The organism is Rhodopseudomonas palustris, assembly GCF_003591005.1.
GTDB lineage: Bacteria > Pseudomonadota > Alphaproteobacteria > Rhizobiales > Xanthobacteraceae > Rhodopseudomonas > Rhodopseudomonas palustris_K.
This window is the reverse complement of record NZ_QYYD01000005.1, coordinates 67,709-92,273: the sequence shown is the minus strand read 5'-3', so window position 1 is coordinate 92,273 and position 24,565 is coordinate 67,709. Positions and strand designations below refer to the sequence as shown.

The 24,565-nt window shown below is 65.8% G+C and carries 24 protein-coding genes; 6 read left to right on the top strand and 18 right to left on the bottom strand.

Annotated features, from left to right (window positions below; genetic code table 11):
- The first annotated feature begins 240 nt into the window (after positions 1-240).
- Positions 241-1,140, top strand: coding sequence for a DMT family transporter (locus tag D4Q52_RS06500; RefSeq protein ID WP_119855737.1), 900 nt, complete (start codon positions 241-243; stop codon positions 1,138-1,140).
- 55 nt (positions 1,141-1,195) lie between these two features.
- Here the strand turns inward: D4Q52_RS06500 and D4Q52_RS06495 are convergent, their stop codons facing one another.
- On the bottom strand, positions 1,196-1,909 hold the full coding sequence (locus tag D4Q52_RS06495; RefSeq protein ID WP_119855736.1) for a BA14K family protein: 714 nt from the start codon (positions 1,907-1,909) through the stop codon (positions 1,196-1,198).
- Between the two features lie 228 nt (positions 1,910-2,137).
- Between D4Q52_RS06495 and D4Q52_RS06490 the strand changes: the two genes are divergently transcribed.
- Positions 2,138-2,548: an NADH:ubiquinone oxidoreductase subunit NDUFA12 gene (locus D4Q52_RS06490; protein WP_119855864.1), complete on the top strand. Its 411-nt coding sequence runs from the start codon at positions 2,138-2,140 to the stop codon at positions 2,546-2,548.
- Between the two features lie 35 nt (positions 2,549-2,583).
- Here D4Q52_RS06490 and D4Q52_RS06485 read toward each other — a convergent pair whose 3' ends face one another.
- The 4 genes from D4Q52_RS06485 to D4Q52_RS06470 form a co-directional block, all read right to left on the bottom strand.
- The gene (locus D4Q52_RS06485; protein WP_119855863.1) at positions 2,584-3,288 is read right to left on the bottom strand and encodes a DJ-1/PfpI family protein; all 705 of its coding nucleotides are present in this window, start codon (positions 3,286-3,288) and stop codon (positions 2,584-2,586) included.
- A gap of 147 nt (positions 3,289-3,435) precedes the next feature.
- Positions 3,436-4,791 (bottom strand): agarase, encoded by a 1,356-nt coding sequence (locus D4Q52_RS06480; RefSeq protein WP_119855735.1) that lies wholly within the window; start codon positions 4,789-4,791, stop codon positions 3,436-3,438.
- Positions 4,792-5,045: 254 nt separating this feature from the next.
- Positions 5,046-5,990, bottom strand: a complete 945-nt coding sequence (locus D4Q52_RS06475; RefSeq protein WP_119855734.1) for an alpha/beta hydrolase — start codon at positions 5,988-5,990, stop codon at positions 5,046-5,048.
- A 29-nt stretch (positions 5,991-6,019) separates the two neighbouring features.
- Positions 6,020-6,799 carry an SDR family NAD(P)-dependent oxidoreductase gene (locus D4Q52_RS06470; protein ID WP_119855733.1) on the bottom strand — a complete coding sequence of 260 codons (780 nt, stop codon included), beginning with the start codon at positions 6,797-6,799 and terminating at the stop codon, positions 6,020-6,022.
- A 229-nt stretch (positions 6,800-7,028) separates the two neighbouring features.
- Here D4Q52_RS06470 and D4Q52_RS06465 point away from each other — a divergent pair, with 229 nt between their 5' ends.
- Positions 7,029-7,973, top strand: coding sequence for a DUF2155 domain-containing protein (locus D4Q52_RS06465; protein WP_119855732.1), 945 nt, complete (start codon positions 7,029-7,031; stop codon positions 7,971-7,973).
- A 232-nt stretch (positions 7,974-8,205) separates the two neighbouring features.
- Here D4Q52_RS06465 and aat read toward each other — a convergent pair whose 3' ends face one another.
- The 10 genes from aat to D4Q52_RS06415 all read right to left on the bottom strand — a co-directional run bounded on the left by aat (position 8,206) and on the right by D4Q52_RS06415 (position 17,692).
- Positions 8,206-8,880 carry a leucyl/phenylalanyl-tRNA--protein transferase gene (gene aat / locus D4Q52_RS06460; RefSeq protein ID WP_119855731.1) on the bottom strand — a complete coding sequence of 225 codons (675 nt, stop codon included), beginning with the start codon at positions 8,878-8,880 and terminating at the stop codon, positions 8,206-8,208.
- 44 nt (positions 8,881-8,924) lie between these two features.
- A complete protein-coding gene (locus D4Q52_RS06455; protein ID WP_119855730.1) occupies positions 8,925-10,142 on the bottom strand; it encodes a citrate transporter in 1,218 nt (405 codons plus the stop codon).
- Between the two features lie 196 nt (positions 10,143-10,338).
- Entirely contained in the window at positions 10,339-11,010 is a 672-nt protein-coding gene (locus D4Q52_RS06450) for a spermidine synthase (RefSeq protein ID WP_119855729.1), read from the bottom strand.
- A 12-nt stretch (positions 11,011-11,022) separates the two neighbouring features.
- A complete protein-coding gene (locus D4Q52_RS06445) occupies positions 11,023-12,111 on the bottom strand; it encodes a sensor histidine kinase (RefSeq protein WP_119855728.1) in 1,089 nt (362 codons plus the stop codon).
- Entirely contained in the window at positions 12,108-12,551 is a 444-nt protein-coding gene (locus D4Q52_RS06440; RefSeq protein ID WP_119855862.1) for a response regulator, read from the bottom strand. The genes D4Q52_RS06445 and D4Q52_RS06440 overlap by 4 nt, the downstream gene beginning before the upstream one ends.
- Entirely contained in the window at positions 12,548-14,080 is a 1,533-nt protein-coding gene (locus D4Q52_RS06435) for a sensor histidine kinase (RefSeq protein WP_119855727.1), read from the bottom strand. Before D4Q52_RS06435 ends, D4Q52_RS06440 begins: the two co-directional genes overlap by 4 nt.
- Positions 14,081-14,207: 127 nt before the next feature.
- Positions 14,208-15,548 carry an acetyl-CoA carboxylase biotin carboxylase subunit gene (gene accC, locus D4Q52_RS06430; RefSeq protein ID WP_119855726.1) on the bottom strand — a complete coding sequence of 447 codons (1,341 nt, stop codon included), beginning with the start codon at positions 15,546-15,548 and terminating at the stop codon, positions 14,208-14,210.
- A gap of 104 nt (positions 15,549-15,652) precedes the next feature.
- A complete protein-coding gene (accB, locus tag D4Q52_RS06425) occupies positions 15,653-16,141 on the bottom strand; it encodes an acetyl-CoA carboxylase biotin carboxyl carrier protein (RefSeq protein ID WP_054161863.1) in 489 nt (162 codons plus the stop codon).
- A gap of 39 nt (positions 16,142-16,180) precedes the next feature.
- Entirely contained in the window at positions 16,181-16,636 is a 456-nt protein-coding gene (gene aroQ / locus D4Q52_RS06420; protein ID WP_119855725.1) for a type II 3-dehydroquinate dehydratase, read from the bottom strand.
- 327 nt (positions 16,637-16,963) lie between these two features.
- The gene (locus D4Q52_RS06415) at positions 16,964-17,692 is read right to left on the bottom strand and encodes a DUF1236 domain-containing protein (RefSeq protein WP_119855724.1); all 729 of its coding nucleotides are present in this window, start codon (positions 17,690-17,692) and stop codon (positions 16,964-16,966) included.
- A gap of 298 nt (positions 17,693-17,990) precedes the next feature.
- Here D4Q52_RS06415 and D4Q52_RS06410 point away from each other — a divergent pair, with 298 nt between their 5' ends.
- Positions 17,991-18,203: a hypothetical protein gene (locus tag D4Q52_RS06410; protein WP_119855723.1), complete on the top strand. Its 213-nt coding sequence runs from the start codon at positions 17,991-17,993 to the stop codon at positions 18,201-18,203.
- Positions 18,204-18,336: 133 nt separating this feature from the next.
- Here the strand turns inward: D4Q52_RS06410 and D4Q52_RS06405 are convergent, their stop codons facing one another.
- The 3 genes from D4Q52_RS06405 to D4Q52_RS06395 form a co-directional block, all read right to left on the bottom strand.
- Positions 18,337-19,104 carry a DsbA family protein gene (locus D4Q52_RS06405; RefSeq protein WP_119855861.1) on the bottom strand — a complete coding sequence of 256 codons (768 nt, stop codon included), beginning with the start codon at positions 19,102-19,104 and terminating at the stop codon, positions 18,337-18,339.
- 222 nt (positions 19,105-19,326) lie between these two features.
- Positions 19,327-19,689 (bottom strand): BA14K family protein, encoded by a 363-nt coding sequence (locus D4Q52_RS06400; RefSeq protein ID WP_054161870.1) that lies wholly within the window; start codon positions 19,687-19,689, stop codon positions 19,327-19,329.
- Positions 19,690-19,817: 128 nt separating this feature from the next.
- The gene (locus tag D4Q52_RS06395) at positions 19,818-21,200 is read right to left on the bottom strand and encodes a M48 family metalloprotease (protein WP_425328455.1); all 1,383 of its coding nucleotides are present in this window, start codon (positions 21,198-21,200) and stop codon (positions 19,818-19,820) included.
- A 152-nt stretch (positions 21,201-21,352) separates the two neighbouring features.
- Between D4Q52_RS06395 and D4Q52_RS06390 the strand changes: the two genes are divergently transcribed.
- Positions 21,353-22,552, top strand: a complete 1,200-nt coding sequence (locus D4Q52_RS06390; protein ID WP_119855721.1) for a pyridoxal phosphate-dependent aminotransferase — start codon at positions 21,353-21,355, stop codon at positions 22,550-22,552.
- Between the two features lie 335 nt (positions 22,553-22,887).
- A complete protein-coding gene (locus tag D4Q52_RS06385; protein ID WP_119855720.1) occupies positions 22,888-24,234 on the top strand; it encodes a dicarboxylate/amino acid:cation symporter in 1,347 nt (448 codons plus the stop codon).
- Positions 24,235-24,565 lie beyond the last annotated feature (331 nt).

Here is a 24,565-nt window from a genome sequence, read left to right as displayed (position 1 = left end):
GGCGATTCGCCTGAGTCTGTCAGTATCTTCGGCACAAGTGAACAAATTGGGCTGTGCCGGAACGTACGGTGAGACCGCGTTACAGCCGATCAGCACGGCGGAAACGCGGCCATTGGCTCACTGCTGCGTGACCCAGCCCGTCGCGCGACGATATGGCCCGGTCCGCGGCCGCGGTGTTTTCGGGTGGCTCCGCACCGGCTTTTCAGCCATCCTGTCACAAAAAGCCGGGGGCGACGCCAGATGACCACCGTTCCGAATGCAGCTGCGCGGGGCCGGATCTCGCCGCTTGGGCTGCTGTTTCTGGTGGTCACGTCGGTCGGCTGGGGACTGAACTTTCCAATCATGAAGCACCTGCTGACCGAGTGGCCGCCGCTGACCTCGCGCGGTCTGGCGGGTATCGCCGGGGCGGTTGCGCTTGGTGCGATCGCGGTGGCACGCGGGCAGACGCTGCGGGTCACGCCCGGCATGTGGTCGCAACTGATCCTGGTGTCGATGCTGACAATCGGCGGCTGGGTCGGCTTCATGGGCTTGGCGCTGCTGTGGCTGCGCGCCAGCGACGCCGCCGTGCTCGGCATCTCGATTCCGCTCTGGGTCGCCCTGGTGGCTTGGCCGGTGCTGGGCGAGCGGCTGTCGGCGACGCGGGCGGTGGCGCTGCTGATCGCGCTGTGTGGCATCGCGGTGCTGATCGGCGGTGCCGGCTTCGATGCCAGCGTCGACAAGCTGCCGGGAATCCTGTGTGCGCTCGCCGGCGCCATCTGCGTTGCACTGGGGACGGTGCTGACCAAGCATTTCCCCCTGGCGATGCCGCCATTGTCGCTGGCGGCGTGGCAGGTCGGGCTCGGCTGCGCTCCGATCGCATTCGCCGGTTTCATCTTCGAGAACGCGCATGTCGACGCGCTGTCGTTCACCGGCTGGGCGTCGATGATCTATATGACGCTGGTGCAGTTCTGCGTCTGCTACGTGTGCTGGTTCGCCGCGCTGGAGCGTTTGCCGGCCGCGACCGCATCGATCGGGACGCTATTAGTTCCGGTGGTCGGCGTGCTGGCAGCGGCCGCGATGTTGCACGAACCGCTCGGGCTGCGCGAGATCATCGCACTGACGGTGACGCTGGGGAGCGTCGCGGTCGCCTTCAGATATTAGCCTGCAAACGAAAACGGCGCCCGAGAGGGCGCCGTTGATGGTCCGGAGTTCGAGCTTACGGGCAGGGGTGTCGCTTGCCGTCGTAGCCGAGATACGTGCCGGTCGCAGGATTGTAGGACTTGAAGCGCTGCGAGCAGTACGCGTCATCGCGCCCGCCGCCGCCGGGCACGACCGCTACGGTCGGCTCGTCATAGTAGCCGTAATCGTAGGCGTAGGGATCGTTGTAGTAGTAGGACGACCCGATGCCGCCGATGAACGCACCGGCATAGGCGCCCGGCCAGTAGCCGCCGCCACGCCAATGCCGGTGGCCATAGCCGTAGCCGCCGCGGTTCCAGCCCCGCCCGTATCCGCCCGCATAACCGCCGCGATAGCCTGAAACGCTGCCGCCGCGGAAGCCGGGGTTCGACGCGCCGGCCGCGATGTTCGGATTGCGGAAGCCGCCACCGGCCATGCCGGGTCCGCGCGGTCCAGCGCCCATACCCATGCCGCCGCCACCCATCCGCGGGCCGCCGCCGCCGATGGCCGGGCCGCCGCCCCGCATGCCGCCGCCGCCGCCCATGCTGGCGCCACCGCCCATGCCACCGCCGCCGCCGCCGATCGAGCCGCCGGCCATGCCGCCGCCGCCGCCGCCGCCACCGCCACCGCCACCGCCACCGCCACCGCCGCCACCACCGCCCATACTGCCTTGGGCGTGGACCATGCCGGCAGTTGCCAGCGGCATCGCGATGGCCAGCGTGGCCACTGCGGTCAAGGTTTTCAGATTGATCATCCTCGGCTCCATTATCGGGTCAGGTGGTTCAAACAGTGTCGCTGCCACAACACGCGGCAGACGTGGTCGTTCCCGTAGCGTTCCCGCGGCGTATTGCGCCTGCGACAAACGATATGGGCGCGGATCGACCCGGCAATAGCTTGCGGTGTTCGAAACCATTCGCAGCGGCTGGACATTCACGCCCGCGGGTGGCAAGCAGGGACCTTGTCGCCGCCCATGGATGCGATCATGAAACTGTTTCTGCTGCGAATTTTCACCTGGTGGTCGGGCTTTACGCTCGGCACCCAACTCTGGACATGGCGGTTCGGTGAACTTGTCGGCACCGACGAAGCCGGCAATCGGTATTTCCGAACGAAGGGCGGAAAAGTCGACCCGACGCTCGGGTTTGAGCGCCGCTGGGTGCTCTACAATGGCTATGCCGAGGCGACCCGCATTCCGCCGGCCTGGCACGCCTGGATGCATCACATCGACGACGTGCCGCCCACCGCCGAGACCTACCAGCCGCGCGAGTGGGAAAAGCCGCACCAGCCCAACCTGACTGGTACGCCATATGCGTACCGGCCTTCGGGATCGACGCTGGCGTCAGGCCGTCGTCCGAAGGCGACCGGCGACTACCAACCGTGGACGCCCGGGAGCTAGGATCTCGAAAGCTGATCGACCAAGTCAACGGCGGCTCAGGCCGCCGTTTCTGTTTGGTCCTTGAGCCGCGCTGCGGCGCGCGCGATCGCATCGCTCCGGCTCTGCCGGGAGGCCTGCATCCGGGAGCGAAGCATGGTGACGACCTCCTCGGGCGCGGTTTCGGGCGAGCCGGCGTTGAACGGCGGCGCCGGGTTGTACTCCAGCATCAGCTGAATGGCCTGTGCGGTGGTTTTATCGGCAAGCAGAGCCGCCAACGTCAGCGCGAAGTCGATTCCCGCCGTGACCCCGCCGCCGGTAATCCGGTTGCGATCGATGCAGACGCGCCTGTGGTCCGGGATGGCGCCGAACGACGCGAGATCGTCCACCGCCGTCCAATGCGTCGTCGCCCGATAGCCACGCAGCAATCCGGCCGCGGCAAGCACGAGCGCGCCTGTGCACACCGACGTGACGTAGCGCGCGCCGGGGGCCTGCGCACGCAGGAAAGCGAGCGTTTCCTCGTCATTGATCAGATCATTGGTGCCGATGCCGCCCGGCACACAGATCACGTCGAGTTGCGGACATTGCGCAAAGCTCACGGTCGGCGGCAGCGACAGCACGGTGTCGCTCGGAACGGGATTTAAAGTCTTGGCCACCAGATGGACGGTGGCGCCGGGCACGCGTGAGAACACCTGCAGCGGGCCGGTGAGGTCGAGCTGGGTCAGCTTCGGAAACAGCAACAGGCCGATGTGGAGCGCGGTCATGTCGGTCTCCTTTGACGGCGCAGCGTGTTTGAGGGCGGCCATCCTGACATGCCCGACCAATGTCCGAAATGACAATGTCGCGCGATTTCACCCCGCCCGTAGGCTTGCGGCCGCCGCAGTTCCCATGGCTCGGCGAGAACGTTCCTTTCAGGCCGCCGGCGGCGTGGCGACGCGTTTGGCGACCGAGGCTGCCGCGTCGTGCAGCCATTCGGCGTCGTCATTGACGACGCGCATCGCTTCGGTCAGCTCCGGGTAGACGTCGTCGTTGATGGTCACGACACCGTAGTTGGAGTTCTCGCCATCCCAGCGGCCCTCGGCAGGCTGATCGGCGTGAACGAACCAGTGATAACCAACGAGGTTCGGATGCCACAGCCCGGCGCCGACATAGCGCGCAAAGCCGGCGGCGCGGTCGGCCTGCGTTTCGACGCGCGGCCCGGCACCCTGCGTGTTCGGCAGCCCGGCATCGTCGCCGCGAAACGAGAATTCGCCGATCAGGCAGGGCCGGCCGGTCGCCGCATAGGCCTCGATCGCCGCCCCGGGCAATGCGTCGTAGCAATTGATACTGATGACGTCGCAGTGCCGGCCGGCGGCGGCGATCACTTGCGGCGGCGGCCCATAGGCGAAGCGGCTGCCGAGAATAAGGTGATGCGGCGCCGCCGCACGGATCGCCGCGGCGCTCACGGCGAAATAGCGCTCGGCGAGCAGGCCGGCGAAGGCGTCGCAGTCGGCGAAGTAGCGCGAGGACGACGTCTCGCGTTCTTGGGCGTGATCGTGGGTGAAGAAATTGCGTTTGAAGGGGAGCGGAGCCACAGGCGCGTGCTCCAGTTCCTCCCACGACGCGACAGAGCACTGCCACGCCGCGTTGAACGCAGCCACGTCCTTGTAGCGGCTACGCAGCAGTGCGACGGCCGCGCGGCGCGTATGAGGCGCAGCGCTGTCGCGCAGGATGCTGGGCAGCAGTTCGTTCTCACCTCGCCAGTCCGGGCCCCACTGGAGCTCGTTGTCGATAAACCAGCCGAGCACGTTGGCATCGTCGCGTGACGGTCCGCAGATCTGGTTCGCACGTTGCGTGGCGAAGCGCTCGTACGCCGGATCGAACACGTCGGATCGCGGCCAGCCGCGACTTTCGCCATAAGCCGTCGCGAGATAGAGCACACCGGCGGCGGAGGCGAGAGGCGCTGCGCCGGCGCGGGCTACTTGAGGCTCGGACCAGGCGCCGATGGTGTTGAAACCCCAACCATGCAGGCGGTCGGCGGCAGCGCGCCGCCAGACGCTGCGGGTCAGGTATTTGCGCAGACAGGCCTCACGATAAGGGCGCCGATCGGTGCCCTTGATGGTGTCGTGATCGAGCTGAACCGATACCACGCCCTTGGACAGAAAGCGCCCGCCATCGGGATCGATGAACCACCACACGCCATCGATCTGGGCGACACGGAAAAAGCCAGTCGCTTCAACCCTGCGCTCGGCAAGCCCGCCCCAGCGGGTACGTCGGATGTCAGTCATGCAATCGGCTCGCGTGCGAGCTTCTCTCGGAGCGGAGAGAGTTCCTTGCGCCTTTCCGGTACCATGGCCTTGATGCGGGTCAAACGAAAGAAGCCGTCCGGACGGATGTTTTACGCCGCATGCCCGGCCTTGTGCCGGGAATCCACGCCTTGGAGACTATCCGGGCGTCAAGGCGTGGATGGCCGGGACAAGCCCGGCCATGACGTGGAGAGGCCTGAGGTTGAAAGCGTCAGGCCTTTCCTATGGGCTGTCCACTAGAGGCCCTTCAGCCACTCGCCAATCTCTGCCACCGCGACATTCGCCTGCGGCAGCAGCTTGCCCATGGTGAAGAAGCCATGGAATTGCCCCGGATAGCTGCGGTGCTTCACCGGCACGCCCGCGTCCTCGAGACGGCGGGCATATTCGTCGCCTTCGTCGCGCAGCGGATCCGCGCCGGCGGTGATGACGAAAGCAGGCGGCAGGCCGGCCAGCGTTTCGACGCGGGCCGGCGAAGCGCGCCAATCCTCGGCGTCGTGGCTGCCGGTGAGGTAGTGATCGCGAAACCAGCGGATCACGGAATGCGTCAGCAGCACGCTGGTCTCCGGCTCGCTGTGCGACGGGTGGCTCATCGCAAAATCGGTTGCCGGATAGATCAGTACCTGACCGGCGAGCATCAGCCCGCCACGATCGCGCGCGTGAATTGCCACCACCGCGGCAAGATTGCCGCCGGCGCTATCGCCGCCGACGCAGAGCCGTTCCGGATCGATGCCGAGCTTGCGCGCGTTGTCGGCGATCCACTGCGCCGCGGTGATCGCGTCGTCGACCGCGGCCGGGAATTTGTGTTCGGGTGCGAGCCGATAGTCGACCGAGATGACGATCAGCTGGCCTTCGTCGGCGATGGCGCGGCACACCACGTCGTGGGTGTCGAGATTGCCGATCACCCAGCCGCCGCCGTGGAAGAACACCAGCGCAGGCGCGAGGCCGTTGTCCTGGCGCAGTGTCTTCGGCGTGTAGCTGCGGGCCGGGATGTCGCCGGCGAGGCCGGGGATCGCGATCGACTGCACCGAGGCGAGGTCGCGCGGCTCGGGGTTGCTGACGACGCGCGCCGCCAGATAATAGGCGCGCGCCTCGTCGGCGCTGAGGTCTTCATAGGCCGGGCGGCCGGCGTCCTGGAACGCCTTGTAGACGGCGGCAGCATCGGGATCGAGTTTGGCTGGCATGGTGAGTATGACCTGTTGAGAGACGACAATCAGCTGGCGACGCGGCCGCCATCGACGGTGTAGGCCGAGCCCGAGACGTAGCTCGCATCGTCCGACGCGAGGAATGCGACGATCGACGCGACCTCGTCGGCGCGGCCGAGGCGGCGCAGCGGAATGCGTTCGGCGACGCGCTCGTTCGGTACCGGCGTCGGCCCCGGATTGCGGCCTTCGACGATCGCACTCAACATCCGGCTGTCGATCAGTCCTGGGCAGACGCAATTGACGCGCACGCCACTGTCGCCGCATTCCAGCGCGGCCGTCTTGGTCATGCCGATCACCGCGTGCTTGCTGGCGGTGTAGGCGACGATATCGTTCGAGCCGATCAACCCCGCGATCGATGCGGTGTTGATGATGCTGCCGGCGCGTTGCTGCAGCATCACCGGCAGCACGTGCTTCATGCCGAGGAACACGCCGACGACGTTGACGTCGAGCACGCGGCGGAAGGCGTCGAGCGAGGTGCTGACGATCGGCGTGATGTCGCCCTCGATCCCGGCATTGTTGTAGAACACGTCGATCCGGCCGCAGTGGTCGAGCGCGCCGCGCACATAGCCGGCGACCTGGTCCTCCTGGGTGACGTCCGCCGTCTGGGCCAAAGCCTGCGCCGAGGCGGGCAGGGCGGCGATCGCCTGCTGCAGGGCATTGGCGTTGCAGTCCACCGCGACGATGCGGGCACCGCGCGCGGCGAGCAGGGTGATGGTGGCGCGTCCGATCACCCCGGCGGCCCCGGTGACAAGCGCCACCTTGCCGTCCAGCCGAATTCTGTCGGTCATTCTGTCTCTCCCACATCCTTCCGGTTCGTTCCGGAATGGTCGGTAGCGGCGCGCCGATGGCGATCGACGAGGCGCTGCCTTGTGGGCGAGTATTCCAGCTGGAACGCACGATGACCAGCGGGAGGCGCTCGCCCTTCCCCCGCCGTATTCGGCGTGTTAACCGGGACCGATGCAAGCGGCCGAAGCTGTAGACTGTCGCGAGCCTGATTCGTCATTTTGAAGCCGCGGAATGTCCCGAAGCCTTTGTCTTGTCGGCCTGGCGGCGCTGATCGCCGCTCCATTGATCGCGTCCGCGCCAGAAGCGCGCGCGCAGATCGGCAACATCTTCTCGGATCCCGCACCGCGGCCGCCGGGCGCGATCCCGCGTGGCGGGTCGCCGATGGACGACGAGGAAGAGGTGCCGGACCTGCCGCCGCAGGGCCGCGTGCTGCCGGCACCGACGCGGCCGCCGCAAGGCTCGGCGCTGCCGGGGCCGGTGCAGTCGCAGCCGCTGCCGCCGCCACCCGGGACCACAATCGTGCCGCAGAGCCCGCCCGGCACCGCCAACCTGCCGCCTGCCGGCGCTCCGCAGCCGGGTGCACCGGCGCAGCCGAATAGCGGCGTCGCGACCGCACCGCCGAATGCCAACCCGGCGCCGGGCGCGCCCGGTCAGCGTCAGCAGCGCAACGCGCCGCCGGCGCCCGCGACCTTGCAGCCCGGCGACGAGATCGTCACCGAGCCGCCGGCGCAGAAGATCGTCAACAAGAAGGCCAGCTTCACCGGCCTCGACAAGATCACCGGCCGAACCATCAATTTCGACGCCGATATCGGCGAGACCGTGCAGTTCGGTGCGCTGCGGGTGAAGACCGATGCCTGCTACACGCGGCCGTCGACCGAAGCCACCAACACCGACGCCTTTGTCGAAGTCGACGAGATCACCCTGCAGGGCGAGGTGAAGCGGATCTTCTCCGGCTGGATGTTCGCCGCCAGCCCGGGCCTGCATGCGGTCGAACACCCGATCTACGATATCTGGCTGACCGACTGTAAGAACCCGGAGACGCCGAGCGTCGCCACCGCCCAGCCCGACGCGCCAAAGCCGGCCTCCCAGCCGCAACAGCGCCGCCGCCAACAGCCGCCGCCGCAACCGCGCCAGCCCGCGCCACCACCTCCGCCGCCGTTCCCGCAGTTCAGGTAACTTTCGCCGAGCGTGCTAATTGATGCCAAGCGCACAGCGTTCGCGTCACTCCTCAGCGGAGCCAGCAACAGGCACGGCCCGATGCAATTGGCACCTTGCGCTTCGACGCGTCATGCCAGGCCTTGTGCCGGACATCCACGCCTTGCTGACGGAGATGCGCAAAAGGCGCGGATGGCCGGGACAAGCCCGGCCATGACGGAATTCGTGAGCTTACGAACTATGTGAAAAGTAGTTAGTGCTTCGCGATCACCGCCAATGCCTCCGCTCCCGATACCGGCCGATCCACCGGCAGCGCGCTGAAATCGGCCACCCCCTGCAGCGCGTCGTCCAGCAGTGAGCGGTAGCGCTGGCGGGGGACTTCGAGCGCCCCGAAGCTGCGCAAATGGTCCGTCACGAACTGGGTGTCGAGCAGCTCGTAGCCGCCGGCGAGCAGGCGGGCGACGAGATGGACCAACGCCACCTTTGACGCGTCGCGGGCGCGGTGGAACATGCTTTCGCCGAAGAAGGCGCGGCCAAGGCTGACGCCGTACAGGCCGCCGACGAGGTCGCGGTTCTGCCAGACCTCGACGCTGTGGCAATGGCCGATCTCGTGCAGGCCGATATACAATTCGCGAATTCGGCGGTTGATCCAGGTGTCCTCGCGGCCGGGCTGCGGCTCGGCGCAGCCGTCGATCACCGCCTTGAAGGCGCGGTCGACCGTAACGGTGAAGGCGTCCGAGCGAACCGTCCGGGCGAGGCGGGACGAAGCACGAAACCCGCCCAGCGGGATGATGCCGCGCAGCTCCGGCTCGACCCAGAACAGCGTCGGATCGTCGATGCTCTCGGCCATCGGAAAGATTCCGCAGGCGTAAGCGCGCAGCAGCACTTCGGGCGTGATCTCGGCGGTGGCGGAGTCGCGGGAGGCCATCCGCAGAGCATAGCAAAGCGGGCGCGGTCAGGCGACCCGCCAGCCTAGCGGATCGGATCCGGCATCCAGCCCATCAGCGCCAGCATCACGAAGAAGCCGACGAAATACGCGATGCCGACGTGCCAGCCGAACCGCAGCCAGAGGTAAACCGACTTTCCCTCGGGGAACATGTTGGTGAGGGCGACGCCGGCCGAGGAGCCGAACCACATCATCGAGCCGCCGAAACCCACCGCGTAGGCGAGGAAGCCCCAGTCGTAGCCGCCTTGTTTCAGCGCCAGCGCGGTGAGCGGAATGTTGTCGAAGCCGGCGGACACGAAGCCGAGGCCGAGCGCGGTCTGCCAGCTCGCTGCGGGCAGGCTCTCCACCGGCATCATCGAGGCGGCGGTGACCAGGGCAAGCAGGAAGATGGTGCCCTTCAGTGTCGACGGCATCAGCTGCCAATCCGGCCGGCGGATCGGCGCGGTGATCAGCAGCACGGCCCAGACGGTGAGGCCGAGCAGCGGCAGTCGATCGAGCAGCGCGGGAAACTTGACGTTGGCGATGATGTTGGCGGCGAGCGCCGCAATCAGGATCGCCGCGACGATGCCGACCCGGACCCATTCGATGCGCAACCCACGCGGCGGATCCTTGACGATCGGCGAGAAATTCTGCTGCTGGATGGAGGCGGGGACGGCGAATAGCACCAGCGCGACGCCGGCCGCCACATAGGCTTCCACAACGCTGAGCGGGCTGACGCCGGCGATCCACATCATCGTCGTGGTGGTATCGCCGACCACGCTGCCGGAGCCGCCGGCGTTCGATGCGGCAACGATCGCGGCCAGATAGCCGATGTGAACCCTGCCACGGAACACGTGCCGCGCCACCATGCCGCCAATCAGCGCGGCGGCGATGTTGTCGAGAAAGCTCGACAGCACGAACACCAGCACCAGCAGCACGACCGGTCCCTTCCAGTCGTCGGGCAGCAGCGCCGGCATTTCGTCCGGGATGCCGCTCTTCTCGAAATGCGCCGACAGCAGCGCGAAGCCCATCAGCAGCAGGAACAGGTTGGCCAGCGTCACCCATTCGTGCTGCAGATGCAGCGTCAGGCCGAGCACGCCGGCGCCGGTTTTGAAGCCGGCGAACAGCAGCTTGTAGGCGGTGATCGTGGCGAGGCCACCGAGCGCGATCGCCATTGTGTGGCGGTGAAAGATCGCAACACCGAGCAGGGTCAGCGCGAACAGAATGAAGTCGAGCGGGATGCCAAACAGCAGAATCGGGGTCACGCGGACCTCGGTAAAGTGGCAAGCGGCGCGGCGCCCGTCAGAGCGGCGGCAAGACGTCGGATTTTCAAGGTAGCAGTCCCGGCGAGGAAGTGGCCGACGCGCTTCTCCGAGGCGCCGGTCCGGCGTGGCGGAAGCTGCCCGACCTGCGACAAAATGGCAAGGTCACCGGGCGCGGTGGACGTCAGCCTTTTGGCGGTCAGCTCCGCACGGCGAGCCAGATCCAGTGCCGCGATCCGCTGCGCTTGCTGACAGCACGGACCGGGACTTCATTGACGGCAAAGCCGCTCTGCCGCAGCCGCCGGGTGAAGCTTTCGTCCGGGCCGGACGACCACAGCGCCAGCACGCCGCCATCGCGCAGCGCCGCGCGCGTCGTGGCAAGTCCGCCGTGATCGTACAGGCGATCGTTGGCTTTGCGGGAGAGGCCTTCAGGACCGTTATCGACGTCGAGCAGAATGGCGTCGTAACGTCCGGTGCCGGCCTGAATCAGTTCGCCGACATCGCGGGCGATCAGAGTGACGCGGGGGTCGTCGAGGCTGTCGCCGTGAAGGGCAGCCATCGGTCCGCGGCCCCAATCGATCACCTCCGGCACCAACTCCGCGACCTCGATCGTTGCATCCTTGGCAAACACGGTGAGCGCGGCGCGTAGCGTGAAGCCCATGCCCAGCCCGCCGATCAGCACGCGCGGACGGGGCCGCCCGTCGAGTTTCCTGCAGGCAAGGGTGGCGAGCGCCTCTTCCGAGCCGCCGAGACGGCTGTTCATCAGCTCGTTGGAGCCGAGTTTGATCGAGAATTCCTCGCCGCGCTGCATCAGGCGCAGTTCGTCGCCACCGGGGATTTGCGCGGTGGCCAGTTTGATCCAGGGCAGCATGGCATCCGCTCGTCAGGCGGCCGCGGGGGTAGGGGCCGGGGCCGGGCTCTTGGTGCGGCGGAAACGCAGTACCACGCGCGTGCCGGGATGGGTCGGATCCCGCGACACGCTGGCCTCGAGTTTCGTCGCCATCGCGTTGACGATGCGTTGTCCCATCCCGGTGGAGTTTGGGTTGGCCTTCACGGCGAGCCCGACGCCTTCGTCGGCGATCGCCAGTTCGAGATCGTCGCCATCGGCCTTGAGCTCGACGTGGATCGGGCCCTTGCCCTCCGGATAGGCATATTTGACCGCGTTCATCACCAGCTCGTTGACCACGATGCCGATTGCGACGGCACGGTCCGGATCGATCTCGACGGCGCCGGCCGACAGCGTCAGACGCGACATCCGGTTGCCTTCGGCGGAGCGGCGCAGATCCTCGAGCAAAGCTTCGAGATACTGATTGAGCATCACGCTGTTGAGATCGTGCGAGGTGTACAGTCGGCGGTGCACCTGAGCGACCGCGGCGACGCGGCCCATCGCATTGGTCAGCGCCGCCTTGACCTCGCCCTCCTTGCTGGAGGAGGCCTGCAGATGCAGCAGCGAGGCGATGATCTGCAGCGAGTTGCCGACGCGGTGATTGACCTCGCGCAGCAGCATCTCACGCTCGGCCGCGAGTGCGGCGTAGCGGTCGCGCGAAGCCCGAACCTCGGCTTCGGCATCGTCGCGGGCCTTACGGATGATCGCCTGGCGCAGCGCCTGGTCGGCGGCGACCTGGAGCAGGGGGATGAAGTCGCCCTGGGTGTCCTTGACCAGATAGTCCGAAGCCCCGGCCTTCAGCGCCGTCACGGCGATGCTGGAATCCTGCGAGGCGGTGACGAACACCACCGGCGGCGCGTCGGGAATGTTCTGGATCTGCTCAAGCGTCTCCAGCCCGTCGAGACCGGGCATGTATTGATCGAGCGCCACGACATCGACGCCGCCCTGCCGCAGCCGCTCCAGCCCGGCTTCGCCGCTGAGCACATGCTCGACCGCAAAGCCTTGCCGCTTGAGGCCGCGCGTCACCAGTCGGCCGAGCGCCTCATCGTCGTCGATATACAGCAGGATCGGCGTGGCAGTCGTCATGTGGTTTCGGGTTGGGGGACCTGGATGACCGAGAAGAACAGGCCGAGCTGACGGATCGCGTTCGCGAAGCTTTCGTAGTTGACCGGCTTGGTAATGTAGACGTTGCAGCCGAGCTCGTAGCAGCGCTTGATCTCCTGGGCGTCGTCGGTGGTGGTCAACACCACGACCGGCGTGCACTTCAGATGATCATTTTCTTTGATGCGGCGGAGGATATCGATGCCGCTGGCATCGGGCAGATTGAGGTCGAGCAGCACCAGCAGGGCGCGGTCACGATGCTCCACACCGGACCCATCGGCACCGAACAGATAGTTGAGCGCGGCTGTACCCGAGGTGAACGGGATGATCTCATTGTTGACACCGGATCGGCGGATATTCCGCTCGATCAGGCGGGCGTGACCCTCGTCGTCCTCGATCATGATGATGGTGACTGGATTGCTCATGAGCGGGCTTCCCGATTTGTCGCCGCGGTCCATTTCATCGGCAACGTGATGGTGAATGTCGAGCCTTCGCCGAGCGCGGAGGAGACCGACATGGTTCCGCCCAGCCGTCTGACGAGTGCACGGACATGAGCGAGCCCGATCCCCTGACCGGGCCTGTCCTGTGTACCGGCCCGGCGGAAAAGATCAAAGATTCTCTGGTGGTCTTTGGGGTCGATTCCCCGTCCATTGTCCGAGATTTCGAAGATCGCGAAGCCGAGCTTCTGCTTGCCACGGATCCGGATGTCGCCGGGGACGTCGTTCTTGAGATATTTGAGCGCATTGTCGATCAGATTGGAGAAGATCTGCTCGAGCGCAAGGCGATCGCTGACGAGGTCCGGCAGTGGCTCGATCCGGATTTCCGCGTTGGCTTCGGCGGCCTGATGCGCCATCGTCGAGGCGATGTTCTCGATCAAGTCGCGGGTGTCGATCGGCACCGGCTGGAATTGCCGGCGGCCCTCGCGGGTGAGGTTGAGAATGGCGCTGATCAGCCGGTCCATCTTGCCGATCGACGATTTGATGAAGCCGAGCGCCTCGGTAAAATCCTGCGACAGCTGCTGGTCGGCCTGTGTCAGCTCGGGCTCGCCGTCGGCGTCGGCCTTTTCCGGCATCTGCTTGTTGGCGACCTCGCGGCTGAGTGTCGCAATGCGCCGGAAGATGTCGCTGCGCAGCTCCTCGAGCTCGCTGGTGAAGCCCATGATATTGACGAGCGGCGAGCGCAGGTCGTGGCTGACGATATAGGCGAAGCGCTGGATCTCTTCGTTCGCCTCGCGCAGATCGGCGGTGCGGGTCTCGACCGTGGATTCGAGGTTGAGGTTGTTCTCGCGCAGCTGCGCTTCGGCGTCGTCGCGCGCCCGTGACGATCGCCGCACCAGGAAGATCGAAAGGCCGGCGAGCACCAGCACCAGGCCGGAGCCGGTCGCGGTCACGATCGAAGTCAGGGACTGACTGCGGTCGGCGGCAGCCGTGCGCGCCGCGAACAGCTTGTTTTCCTCGGCGCGCATTGCCGCCATGTAGCTGGCGAACTGGTTCATGGCGTCGCGGCCATTCGAATCCCGCACGGCAATGCGCGCCTCTTCGGCGCGATCGCTCTGTGCCAGCGCGATCAGCTCGCGGAATTTCGCGATCCGGGCTTCCGCCAGCGGCACCGTCTGATCGATCAGCGGACGTTGCACCGGATTGTCGGCGACCAGCTTCCGCAGCCGCTGCAGCATGGTCGGGACCTGAGCGGCGGAGCGCTCGAACTCGTCGATGAACTCTGGTTGCCCAGTCAGCAGGTAGCCGCGCTCGGAGCTTTCGGCGCGGCGCATTTCAAGCTGGGCGAGCGAGATCTGGTTCTCGACCTCGAGCGTATGGGCAACCCAGGCGCTGTCTTCGCGGGCTTTGGCCAGCAGAAAAACGGACGCCACGCTGATGAGGACCAGCAGGGCGAACGACAGTGAAAGTAGGGTGATCTGGATGAAAGCGCGACGGCGCGTGGCTTCCGGCGTCACCGCGTGCCCTCGGACAGATCAAAACGAAGCAAGAACATCCCCCGCAAGACGTTCGATGTGAAACCCGAAAACGCGCGAAGGGAGAGACTGGTTCCCCGCATCGCGACATTATTTGGCGGCCGTCCAGCTAGGTCCCGGCTAGATAATGCTCCAGCCAATGGATGTGATAGTCGCCGTCGATGATCGCCGGCTCGCGCACGAGAGCCCGGAACAGCGGCAGGGTGGTTTCGATTCCGTCCACGACCATCTCGTCCAGCGCCCGCCGCAATCGCATCAGGCACTCGCCGCGGGTCTTACCGTGAACGATCAGCTTGCCGACCAGGGAGTCGTAATATGGCGGAATGGTGTAGCCCTGGAACACGGCCGAATCGATGCGGATGCCCAACCCACCCGGCGGATGGTAGCGCGAGATCTTGCCCGGAGATGGCCGGAAGGTCACCGGGTTCTCGGCGTTGATGCGGCATTCGATGGCGTGGCCGTTGAGCACGATGTCGTCCTGCGTCACCGGCAGGTCGCCGCCAGCTGCGATCCGGATCTGCTCGAGCACCAGGTCGATACCGGTGATCATCTCGGTGACGGGATGCTCGACCTGGATGCGGGTGTTCATTTCGATGAAATAGAACTCGCCGTCCTCGTACAGAAACTCAATCGTCCCGACGCCGAGATACTTCATATCCTGCATCGCCTTGGCGCAGATGCCGCCGATCCGGGCGCGCGCCTCAGGGGTGATGACGGGCGAGGGGCTCTCTTCCCACACTTTCTGATGCCGGCGCTGCAGCGAGCAGTCACGTTCGCCGAGATGAATCGCGCCGCCGCGGCCATCACCCAGCACCTGGATTTCGATGTGGCGTGGCTTCTGCAGGTATTTTTCGAGATAGACCGAGGCGTCGCCGAATGCGGCCTTGGCCTCGTTGCCGGCAGTGGAGATCGCCAGCGCCAGATCGTCCGCCGTATGCGCGACCTTCATGCCGCGACCACCACCGCCAGCGGCGGCCTTGACCAGCACGGGGAAGCCGATCTCCCTGGCAATCGACATCGCGTCGTCGTCCGGCCCGACCGCGCCGTCCGAACCCGGCACCACCGGGATGCCGAGGCGCCTCGCGGTCTTCTTGGCTTCGATCTTGTCGCCCATCAGGCGGATGTGTTCGGCCTTGGGGCCGATGAAGTGCAGATTGTGGTCGGCCAGAATTTCGGCGAACCGCGCATTCTCGGACAGGAAGCCGTAGCCGGGATGCACGGCGTCGGCGCCGGTGATCTCGCAAGCGGCCAGTAGCGCCGGGATATTAAGATAGCTGTCCTTCGACGGCGGCGGACCGATGCAGACGCTTTCGTCGGCAAGGCGCACATGCATCGCGTCGGCGTCAGCGGTCGAGTGGATCGCGACCGTGGAGATGCCGAGCTCCTTGCAGGCGCGCAGCACCCGCAGGGCGATCTCGCCGCGATTGGCTATCAGGATCTTATCGAACATGGGGCCACCGGGTTGTGGGCCAACAGGGGCGGATGGCGAGCGGCAAATGGCAAATACGCGAGGACTGACTCGACCGCTATTCGCCACTGGCCATTCGCGACTCGCTATTCAATCACGACCAGCGGTTCGCCGAATTCGACCGGCTGACCGTCTTCGACCAGGATTTGCGTGACCGTGCCGGCGCGCGGCGATGGGATCTGGTTCATCGTCTTCATCGCCTCGACGATGAACAGCGTCTCGCCGGCGGAGACACGCTGGCCGACTTCGATGAACGGCTTCGCGCCGGGCTCGGGGGCCCAGTACACGGTGCCGACCATCGGCGATGGGACGACGCCGGGATGCTTGGCGAAATCGATCGCCGCGGGGTCGATCGGCGCCACCGCCGCGACCGCAACCGGAGCATAGCTTGCCGGCACCGATGCCGCGACGGTGACGTTGCGGGCGACGCGCACGCGCAGGCCTGCGCGCTCGATCTCGATCTCGGTGAGATTGGTCTCGTCGAGCAGCAGCGCGAGTTCGCGGATCAGCGTGCTGTCCTGCATCGCCGGGGCGTCAGTCGGCTTGGCAGTCTTGGTGTCAGGCTGGCGGGCCATGTTTCGATCCAGATGGCTTGAGGTGAACGGGGCGCGGGGTCAGGCCTTGGCGACGGCGCCGATTTTTGCGGCAAGCCCGGTAATGGCCAGCCGATAGCCGTCGATGCCGAAACCACACAGGCTGGCAAAGGCGGCCTTCGCGATGAAGGAGTGGTGGCGGAAGCTGTCGCGCGCAAAAACGTTGGAAACATGAACTTCCACCGTTGGAATTTGCACTCCGACCAGCGCGTCATGCAGCGCCACGGAGGTGTGGGTGTAACCGCCGGCGTTGAGCACGATGCCGACCGCCTTGTCAGTGCGGGCCTGATGGATCCAGTCGATCAGCTCACCTTCGTGATTGGATTGCCGGCAGATGGCGGTCAGGCCGAGGCTGGCCGCGGTTTCGGTGCACAGTCGTTCGACATCTGCCAATGTCGCGTGGCCATAAATTTCCGGCTCGCGGGTCCCGAGCAAATTCAGGTTCGGGCCGTTAAGCACGTAAATCGGTTGAGGCATCCGAAAATCCGGCAATGTCAGCGAAGGTCCCGGCCGTTGGACCGGCCAAAATCCGGCTCTGCAGAAGCCGGCTTCCGGTCGAAAATCACTTGATTGCGGGCGTTATAGGTAACCTCAAGGCTGAGGGGAAGCCTCAAGGCGTTCTCATGCCGCATGAATCGCCTGATGCTTTGGACGAGGATGAGCCGGCAAGGCCCGGCAGATGCTTGCGATCCGTTCGCAAGCGCGACCGGCAGCGGCCGCGCGGACGCTGTGCACAACGGCTGCGCACGACAAAGGGCGACCCGAGGGCCGCCCTTTTCTGAACCGATCCAAACTGCCGGGCTGTTAGGCATCGAGCACGGCGACGATTTCCAGCGTACGCGGATTGACGACGATGATTTCGTCCCGGACCAGGAAGAACTCGTAACCGCGCCAGTCCGGATAGACCGTCACGATTTCGGTCGGCAGCGGGTAGAACCGCACATCTCGGGGCACGCGGGTGCCGACCGAGATCGAGAAGTTGACGTTGGTTTGCGGCTGGATGTTCTGATTCTTGATCACCGTGGTGATCTTGGTGCGCTGCTCGGTGGTGAGCTTGGCCCCAGCGCCAGCCTGGCCGGTGGTGGTTCGATCGCGCTGGCTGTCGGCATTGCGGTTCATCTGGCCGCCGCGATCCTGAGCCTTGTCCCCATTCTTGTCTGCGGCATTCTTGTTCATCTGCTCGCGTTCGTTGCCGGCCTTGCGATCCATCTCGCCGGCCTTGCGATCCTCGGCCTTCATATCCTTGCCGGTGCGGCCGCTATCCATCGAGCCCTTCGGCGCGGTGTCCTGGGCCCGCTGGCCCATCGCTCCGCCCGGGGCCCGGTCAGACTGACCGGAGGTCATGCCTGAACCGGCACCGTCGGATTTGTTCATCTGTGGCGCCGACGAGCCGCGCTCGGCCGGGGCGGATGAGCCCGCTGACGGCGAGGCTCCCATCGATCCACCGGCACCTCCGGTGCCCTGCGCGTGAGCCGCAACGCCGCTGGCGATCAACGCGGCGGCCGCAACCGAGATCAAAAAGCGATTGGTCATGTACGTCTCCTCCCAATGAGCCTGCCCGCGCGCGACAACCCGACGCGAGCAACACAGTTCCGGCGGAACGCGTCTCGCAGTTTTGTTTTGCTGCGTAAGCGAGGACGTACTAGATTTTTGAGGAGACGAGATCCGTTCAGGATCCGAGAAGTCGGACCGCCGAGCCGGATCCTGCGGTCCACCAGCCTGTTATCGGGGGGTGATTAAATCGCCTATCAAGCATGGCGGTTATCGCAGCTCAGGCACGGCGATACAGGCATGGCGATTGCATTGCCGATGGCTCGATCGGGGAGGCAGTATGGCCCACTATGTTGTACGTTTCATGAAGGATATTCTCGGCGAGAACGGTCGGCACGCCGAAGTGTGCCAGCGTCTGCTCGAGGTCGAGGCTCCAAACCTGCACGAAGCGACCGAGCTTGCGAAGCAGAAATTCTGCGAGATGGAACGCCTGCACGAATGGTCGCTTCACGCCGATCGCGTTCACGTCGCAGAGAGTGATTTCCCGTCGTGATCGGAACGCTTTGGTTTTAGGGTGTCACGCCCGGCGTTGTGACGGGCATCCCTGCCTTGCGATGCGAATAAAGCGTGAATGGCCGGGACGAGCCCGGCCATGGCGATGTGCCAGGACGGTTACTCAGCGTAGCTCAGCACTGTTCCTTGCCGCAGCGGGCCTGCGCCACCTTCTGGCGCAGCGTCTCCAGACCCACGGCACCGACCACGACCTGCTTGCCGATCACGTAGCTCGGCGTGCCGTTCATGCCCATCGACTCGGCGAGCTTGAAGCTCTCTTCGATGGTGGAGCGGACTTCCGGGCTCTGCATGTCCTTGTCGAGCCGGGCCATGTCGAGGCCGGCTTCCTTCGCCGCGGCGACAGCACGCGCCTTATCGGCCTGACCGCGGCCGCCCATCAGCTTCTGATGGAAATCGAGATACTTCTTGCCGCTCGGATCCTGCATCCGGACCGCGATCGCGACCTGGGCGGCTTCGACCGAGCCCGGTCCAAGCACCGAGAATTCCTTCAGCACGACCTTCAGCTTCGGGTCGCTCTTCATCAGTTCGAGCATGTCGGTCATTGCGCGTTTGCAGTAGCCGCAATTGTAATCGAAGAACTCAACGAAGGTGACGTCGCCGTCCTTGTTGCCAAGCACGACGCTGCGCGGCGAATTGAAGATCGCGTCCGAGTTGGCGGCGACCGCGGCCTGATGCTTCTCTGAGGCGGCCTGAGCCTGCCGCTTGCTGAGCTCCTCCGAGGCCTCTTCCAGTACCTCGGGATGCGATACCAGATACTCTTTGATGATGCTCTCGATCTGGCTGCGCTGCTCATCGGAGAATTTCTGCGCCGAAGCAGCACCTGGCGCGCCGACGAGGGCGAGCGCGAGCAGGGCAGCGGCGAGCGGGCGGAACGACGGCATGGGCAATCCCTTTGAGACGAGAACGAGCTGATTGGCGCAGCGGAATCGGAGCTTCATAGCGCTTTTCCCGCCCAAATACGCGCAATTTGTGAACACGTTTCGGTCAGCCGTCCTCGCGCGAGCGTCGTCGTGCCGCCCGCGATCATCCTGCCGTGCCACGCTGCTGACGATCAGCGCGGCAGTGCTCCGCGCCTCGATCCAGGAACCGGGCTGGCGCGGCTGCTATGGACAGGGCCGCGCGCGGCCGTCCTTGCCGATGTAGGTCATGGTCTCGGGATTGAACGAGCGATAGCGCGAGGCGCAGTAGTTGATCGCGTCGTCGCGGCGGGCTTGCTCAGCGGCGCTCGCCGCGATCGCACCCCCGACGATGGCTGCGCCGACGCCGAGACCGATTGCAGGACCGGGCCCCCAGCCGCGCCCGCGGCCGCGGCCGCGCCACGCCTGTGCCGGTGTGGTCGAGGCGGTGATCGCGATGCCGGTGGTGGTGATCAGCCCGAGCGCGTACATGCCGAGCAGGACGCTGCTGGCCAGGGTCCGCGAAATCAGCTTACGGGCCCTGCCGTGTGACCGTGTAGGGGTGGTCATCGCTGTCTCTCCCTTGGGTTCGCCGCGCGCTGAACTGGGCGACGTGCGGCACTGGCGCATCGAGGCATCCCGGCCACGCTGCGGATTTGATCTGCATCAAATCTCGCCCATTCGGCCGGAGCTGTCGACTATTTCGCCGGGCCCTTGGCCGCGACGATATCGTCGGCCCGGACCCAGCCGGGCGAGCCCACCGGGAAACGGGTCTTGGCGCGGGAGGCCAGTTCGCGGGCGGTCTTGTTGTCGCCGCGTAGATACGCGGCCTGGGCCGAAGCGAGGTCGGCTTCGGCGTAGTCACCCTTGCGGCCGTAGGCCATCGCGAGCTGGCTGTAGCCGATCGGAGCTTCACCCTCGCGCGCCAGCGCGGCCTTCAGGATGCGGATCGCTTCGTCGGTGGTGCCGGGATTGTTCGACGCGACCAGCGCCTGACCGAGCAGCATCTCGATCAGCGGCGCGCCGCGCGTCATCGACACGGCCTTGCGCAGCGGCGCGATCGCGTCCTGCGGCCGGCCGCCTTCGAGCAGGGCCTGGCCGCGCAGCTCGTAGAAATACGGATTGTTCGGTTCGGCCTGGATCAGGCTGTCGATCTGCGCCAGCGCCGAGCGTGGATCGCCGCGCAAATAGGTCGAGATCGCGCGGGCGTAGCGGGCGGGCAGGCTGGTGTTGGATAGCGGATAGCGCCGCGCCACGGTGTCCGGCCGCTCCATGAAGCCGGAGGTCTTGGCGCGCATCATCTCGTGACGCAACTGCAGCGCGGCGTCGTCCTTCTTGTCCCAATTCGGGCTGGAGCGCGCCAGCTCTTCGAGTGCGCGAACGCGTTCTGCCGGCATCGGGTGAGATTGCGCGTACGGGTCGGCGCCGCGCGCGGCGAACAGACTCTCGTCGGTAAAGCGGCGGAAGGTCTCGTACATGCCCTTCGCCGACTGCCCGGTGGCGTCGAGAAATTTCACCGCGGCCTTGTCGGCGTTCTCTTCCTGCTGGCGCTGATAGGACAGCAAATTGCGTCGGATCAGCTCCTGCGGCGCCGACACCGCCGCCGCGCCGATATTGCTGGCGCCGCTGTTCGGTCCGCTGCGCGAACCTGCCACCATCGCGCCGACGCCGAGCAGCATGGCGACAATCATCTGGGTCTGCGCTTGCGCCAGCTGGGTGCGCAGCTTCGACAGATGTCCGCCCGCGAGATGTCCGGTTTCGTGCGCCAGAACGCCGATCAGCTGGTTCGGGGTCTGCGATTGCATCAGCGCGCCGTAATTGACGAAAATGCGGCGGCCGTCGGCGACGAAAGCGTTGAACGTCGGATCATTGATGATCGCGATGCTGATGTTCTGCTTCTCCAGCCCGGCGGCGCGCAGGATCGGCCGTGTGTAGTCGCGCAGCAGATTCTCGATTTCGGTGTCGCGCAGCAGCGGCGGCCCCTTTGGCTGCGGCGCCTGGGCATGGCTCGGGATCGGGGCGAGCGCCAGCGCGGCGGCGCACAGCACGGCGGTGAGCCGCGAGAGTTGCGCGCGGGCCATACGGCGTATGCGCCCAGGCAGAGCTTCAACCGTCACTTTGATCATTGGCCGAGGTTCGAATACCGGTTATTGCCATGCATCAGCCCAGCTTTGCGGCAGCAGCGCGACGCCCGCCGGGTTTCGCCGAACCGCGCGGGGGATAGCAGATTTCCATGTCCGATGCGACCAAGACCGACGCCGTGCGTCGATTGCTGACGCCGTCGGCGCGCAGCGACGTTCCGCCTTTCATGGTGATGGACGTGATGGCAGCGGCCGACAAGATCGAGGCCGCAGGTGGCCACGTCATCCACATGGAGGTCGGCCAGCCCTGGGCGCCGGCGCCGCGCAGCGCCATCGCCGCGGCGCATGCTGCGCTGGAGCAGGGCCGGATCGATTACACCTCGGCGCTTGGGATTCCTTCACTGCGCGCGCGAATCGCCCGGCACTATCGAGAGACCTATGGCTGCGAGGTCGCGCCGGAGCGAATTGTCGTCACCACCGGTTCGTCCGGCGCCTTCATCCTGTCATTTCTCGCGCAGTTCGAGCCAGGCGACCGCGTCGCCGTCACCGTGCCAGGCTATCCGCCGTATCGGCATATCCTGAACGCGCTCGGCTGCGTGCCGGTGCCGATTGAAACACACGCCGAGACGCGTCACGCGCTGACCGGCGAAGCGCTGCTTGCCGAGCACCGCAAGGCGCCGCTGAAAGGCGTGCTGGTCGGCAGTCCGGCCAATCCGACCGGCACCATGATGACTCGCGCCGCGCTGAGCGAATTGATCGCGGTGGCCGAGAGCGCGGGCATCCGCTTCATCTCCGACGAGATCTATCACGGTCTCGACTACGCGTTTCCGGCGGTCACCGCAGCCGAGTTGTCGCCGCATGCCGTGGTGATCAACTCGTTCTCGAAATACTTCTGCATGACCGGCTGGCGCGTCGGCTGGATGGTGCTGCCGGAGGCGCTGGTGCGGCCGGTCGAGCGGCTGCAGCAAAATCTGGCAATCTCGGTGCCGACGCTGTCGCAGATCGCCGCCGAGGCGGCGTTCGACGGCCGCGAGGAGATGGAAGCGGTCAAGCACGGCTACGAAATCAACCGCCAGATCCTGATCGCCGGCTTGCCGCAAGCCGGCCTGACCGAGTTCCTCCCGGTCGACGGCGCATTTTATCTGTACGCCAACGTCTCGAAATTTACCGCAGACAGCTTCGACTTCACCAAGCGCATGCTGGCCGAGGCAAACGTCGCCGCGACCCCCGGAACCGACTTCGACCCGCTGCGCGGCAAGGATTACGTGCGATTCTCCTACGCCCGCTCGGCCGAGGACATGCGTGAAGCGGTGCAGCGCATCACCGCCTGGCTGTCGGGAAAATCGCGTTGAGATGACGGTGTTCGACGAATCGTCCCTTGATCTCAGCGGCAATTCGTCGCTATAGGCTGCCGCGAATAATTCCTTCTGGGAGAATTGGGTTGTCGAGCCGTTCGTCAGCACCCCTCGGCTGCAACGGCCTCGTGGCGGGCGCTGTCTTGCGGGGGCCACGTCCCGTCGGCAACGGCGCCGAAGCCGGGCGCAGGCTGTCCTCCCTCGCGCGCGGGCGAGGGTAAGCGCCGCGACACCCGACCTCCATCCTCAATCGACTTGGTCGACCGGTCTGCCTGTGGTCGTCCCTGCCGTCATCCCATCGACAGGCACATCATGGTCAGTGGAGTGACGCTATGGCGACGATGACCGACCTCGATGCTCACGGAGTATCGCATGCGAAAGCGCGGCTGCAGCGCCAGCCCTGGTACAAGGTTCTCTATATCCAGGTGCTGATCGCGATCGTGCTCGGCGTGCTGCTCGGCTGGCTGTCGCCGCATATCGCCACCAACGAGTGGATCAAGGCGCTCGGCGACGGCTTCGTCAAACTGATCAAGATGGTGATCGCGCCGATCATCTTCTGTACCGTGGTGTCGGGCATCGCCCACATCCAGGACGCCCGCAAAGTCGGCCGCGTCGGCATCAAGGCCCTGGTGTACTTCGAAGTCGTATCGTCTTTCGCGCTGATCCTCGGCCTCATCGTCGGCAACATCTTTCAGGTGGGACACGGGCTTGCCGCCAAGCCGGACGCCGGCGCGGTCGCGAAATATGTCGATCAGGCCAGCCATCTGAAGGCCGTCGATTTCGTGCTTCACATCATTCCGGACAGCGTGGTCGGCGCCTTCGCGCAGGGCGACATCCTGCAGGTGCTGCTGTTCGCGGTGCTGTTCGGCTTCGCGCTGATGGCGCTGGGCGAGCGCGGCCACCGGCTGCGCGATGTCATCGACGATGCCGCGCACGCGGTGTTCGGCGTCATCGCCATCGTGATGAAGGTGGCGCCGATCGGCGCGTTCGGCGCGATGGCCTTCACCATCGGCAAATACGGCCCGGCGGCGCTCAGCAACCTGATCGGCCTGGTGCTGCTGTTCTACGCGACAGCGGCGCTGTTCGTCATTCTGGTGCTCGGCCTGATCGCGCGCTTCGTCGGCTTCAACATCTTCAAGTTCATCGCCTACATCAAGGACGAGCTCTTGATCGTGCTCGGCACCTCGTCGTCCGAAAGCGCGCTGCCGCAGCTGATGGAGAAGCTGGAGCGGCTCGGCTGCTCGAAGTCGGTGGTCGGCCTCGTGGTGCCGACCGGCTATTCGTTCAACCTCGACGGCACCAACATCTACATGACGCTGGCGACGCTGTTCATCGCGCAGGCGCTCGGCATCGAACTGACGTTCAGCCATCAGGTCGTGATCCTGCTGGTGGCAATGCTGACCAGCAAGGGCGCCAGCGGCGTCACCGGCGCCGGCTTCGTGACGCTGGCCGGCACACTCGCCGCGGTCAATCCGGCGCTGCTGCCGGGCATGGCGATCGTGTTCTCGATCGACAAGTTCATGAGCGAGGTCCGCGCGCTCACCAACATCACCGGCAACGGCATCGCCGCGGTGTTCGTGTCGTGGTGGGAAGGCGAACTCGACCACGACCGGCTGCACGCCAACCTCAACCGCACCATCGACCCGTCGGACGTGGAGACGGCGATCACGACCGGCTGATCAGCGGTCGACCGAACTAACAAGCCGCCCGGCTGAACGAGCCGGGCGGCTTTCTGTTGGCCGTCGCATGCCGGCGACGGCGACGCTGACAGATATCAACTAGCTGGATGCCGCCACGCGCGGAAACGAGAACAGCATCGTCATCCTGAGGCGCGAGCGCAGCGAGCCTCGAAGGATGCGGCCACAGGGACTTGTGGCTCATCCTTCGAGGCCCGGCTGCGCCGGGCGCCTCAGGATGACGCTCTGGGGTGCCTAAGCCGTTCAGCGAGGTGGCTGCAGAAAGGCCCGCGTGTGCGATCTGCCTTCTACATGAAAATGCCCGCGACCAGCG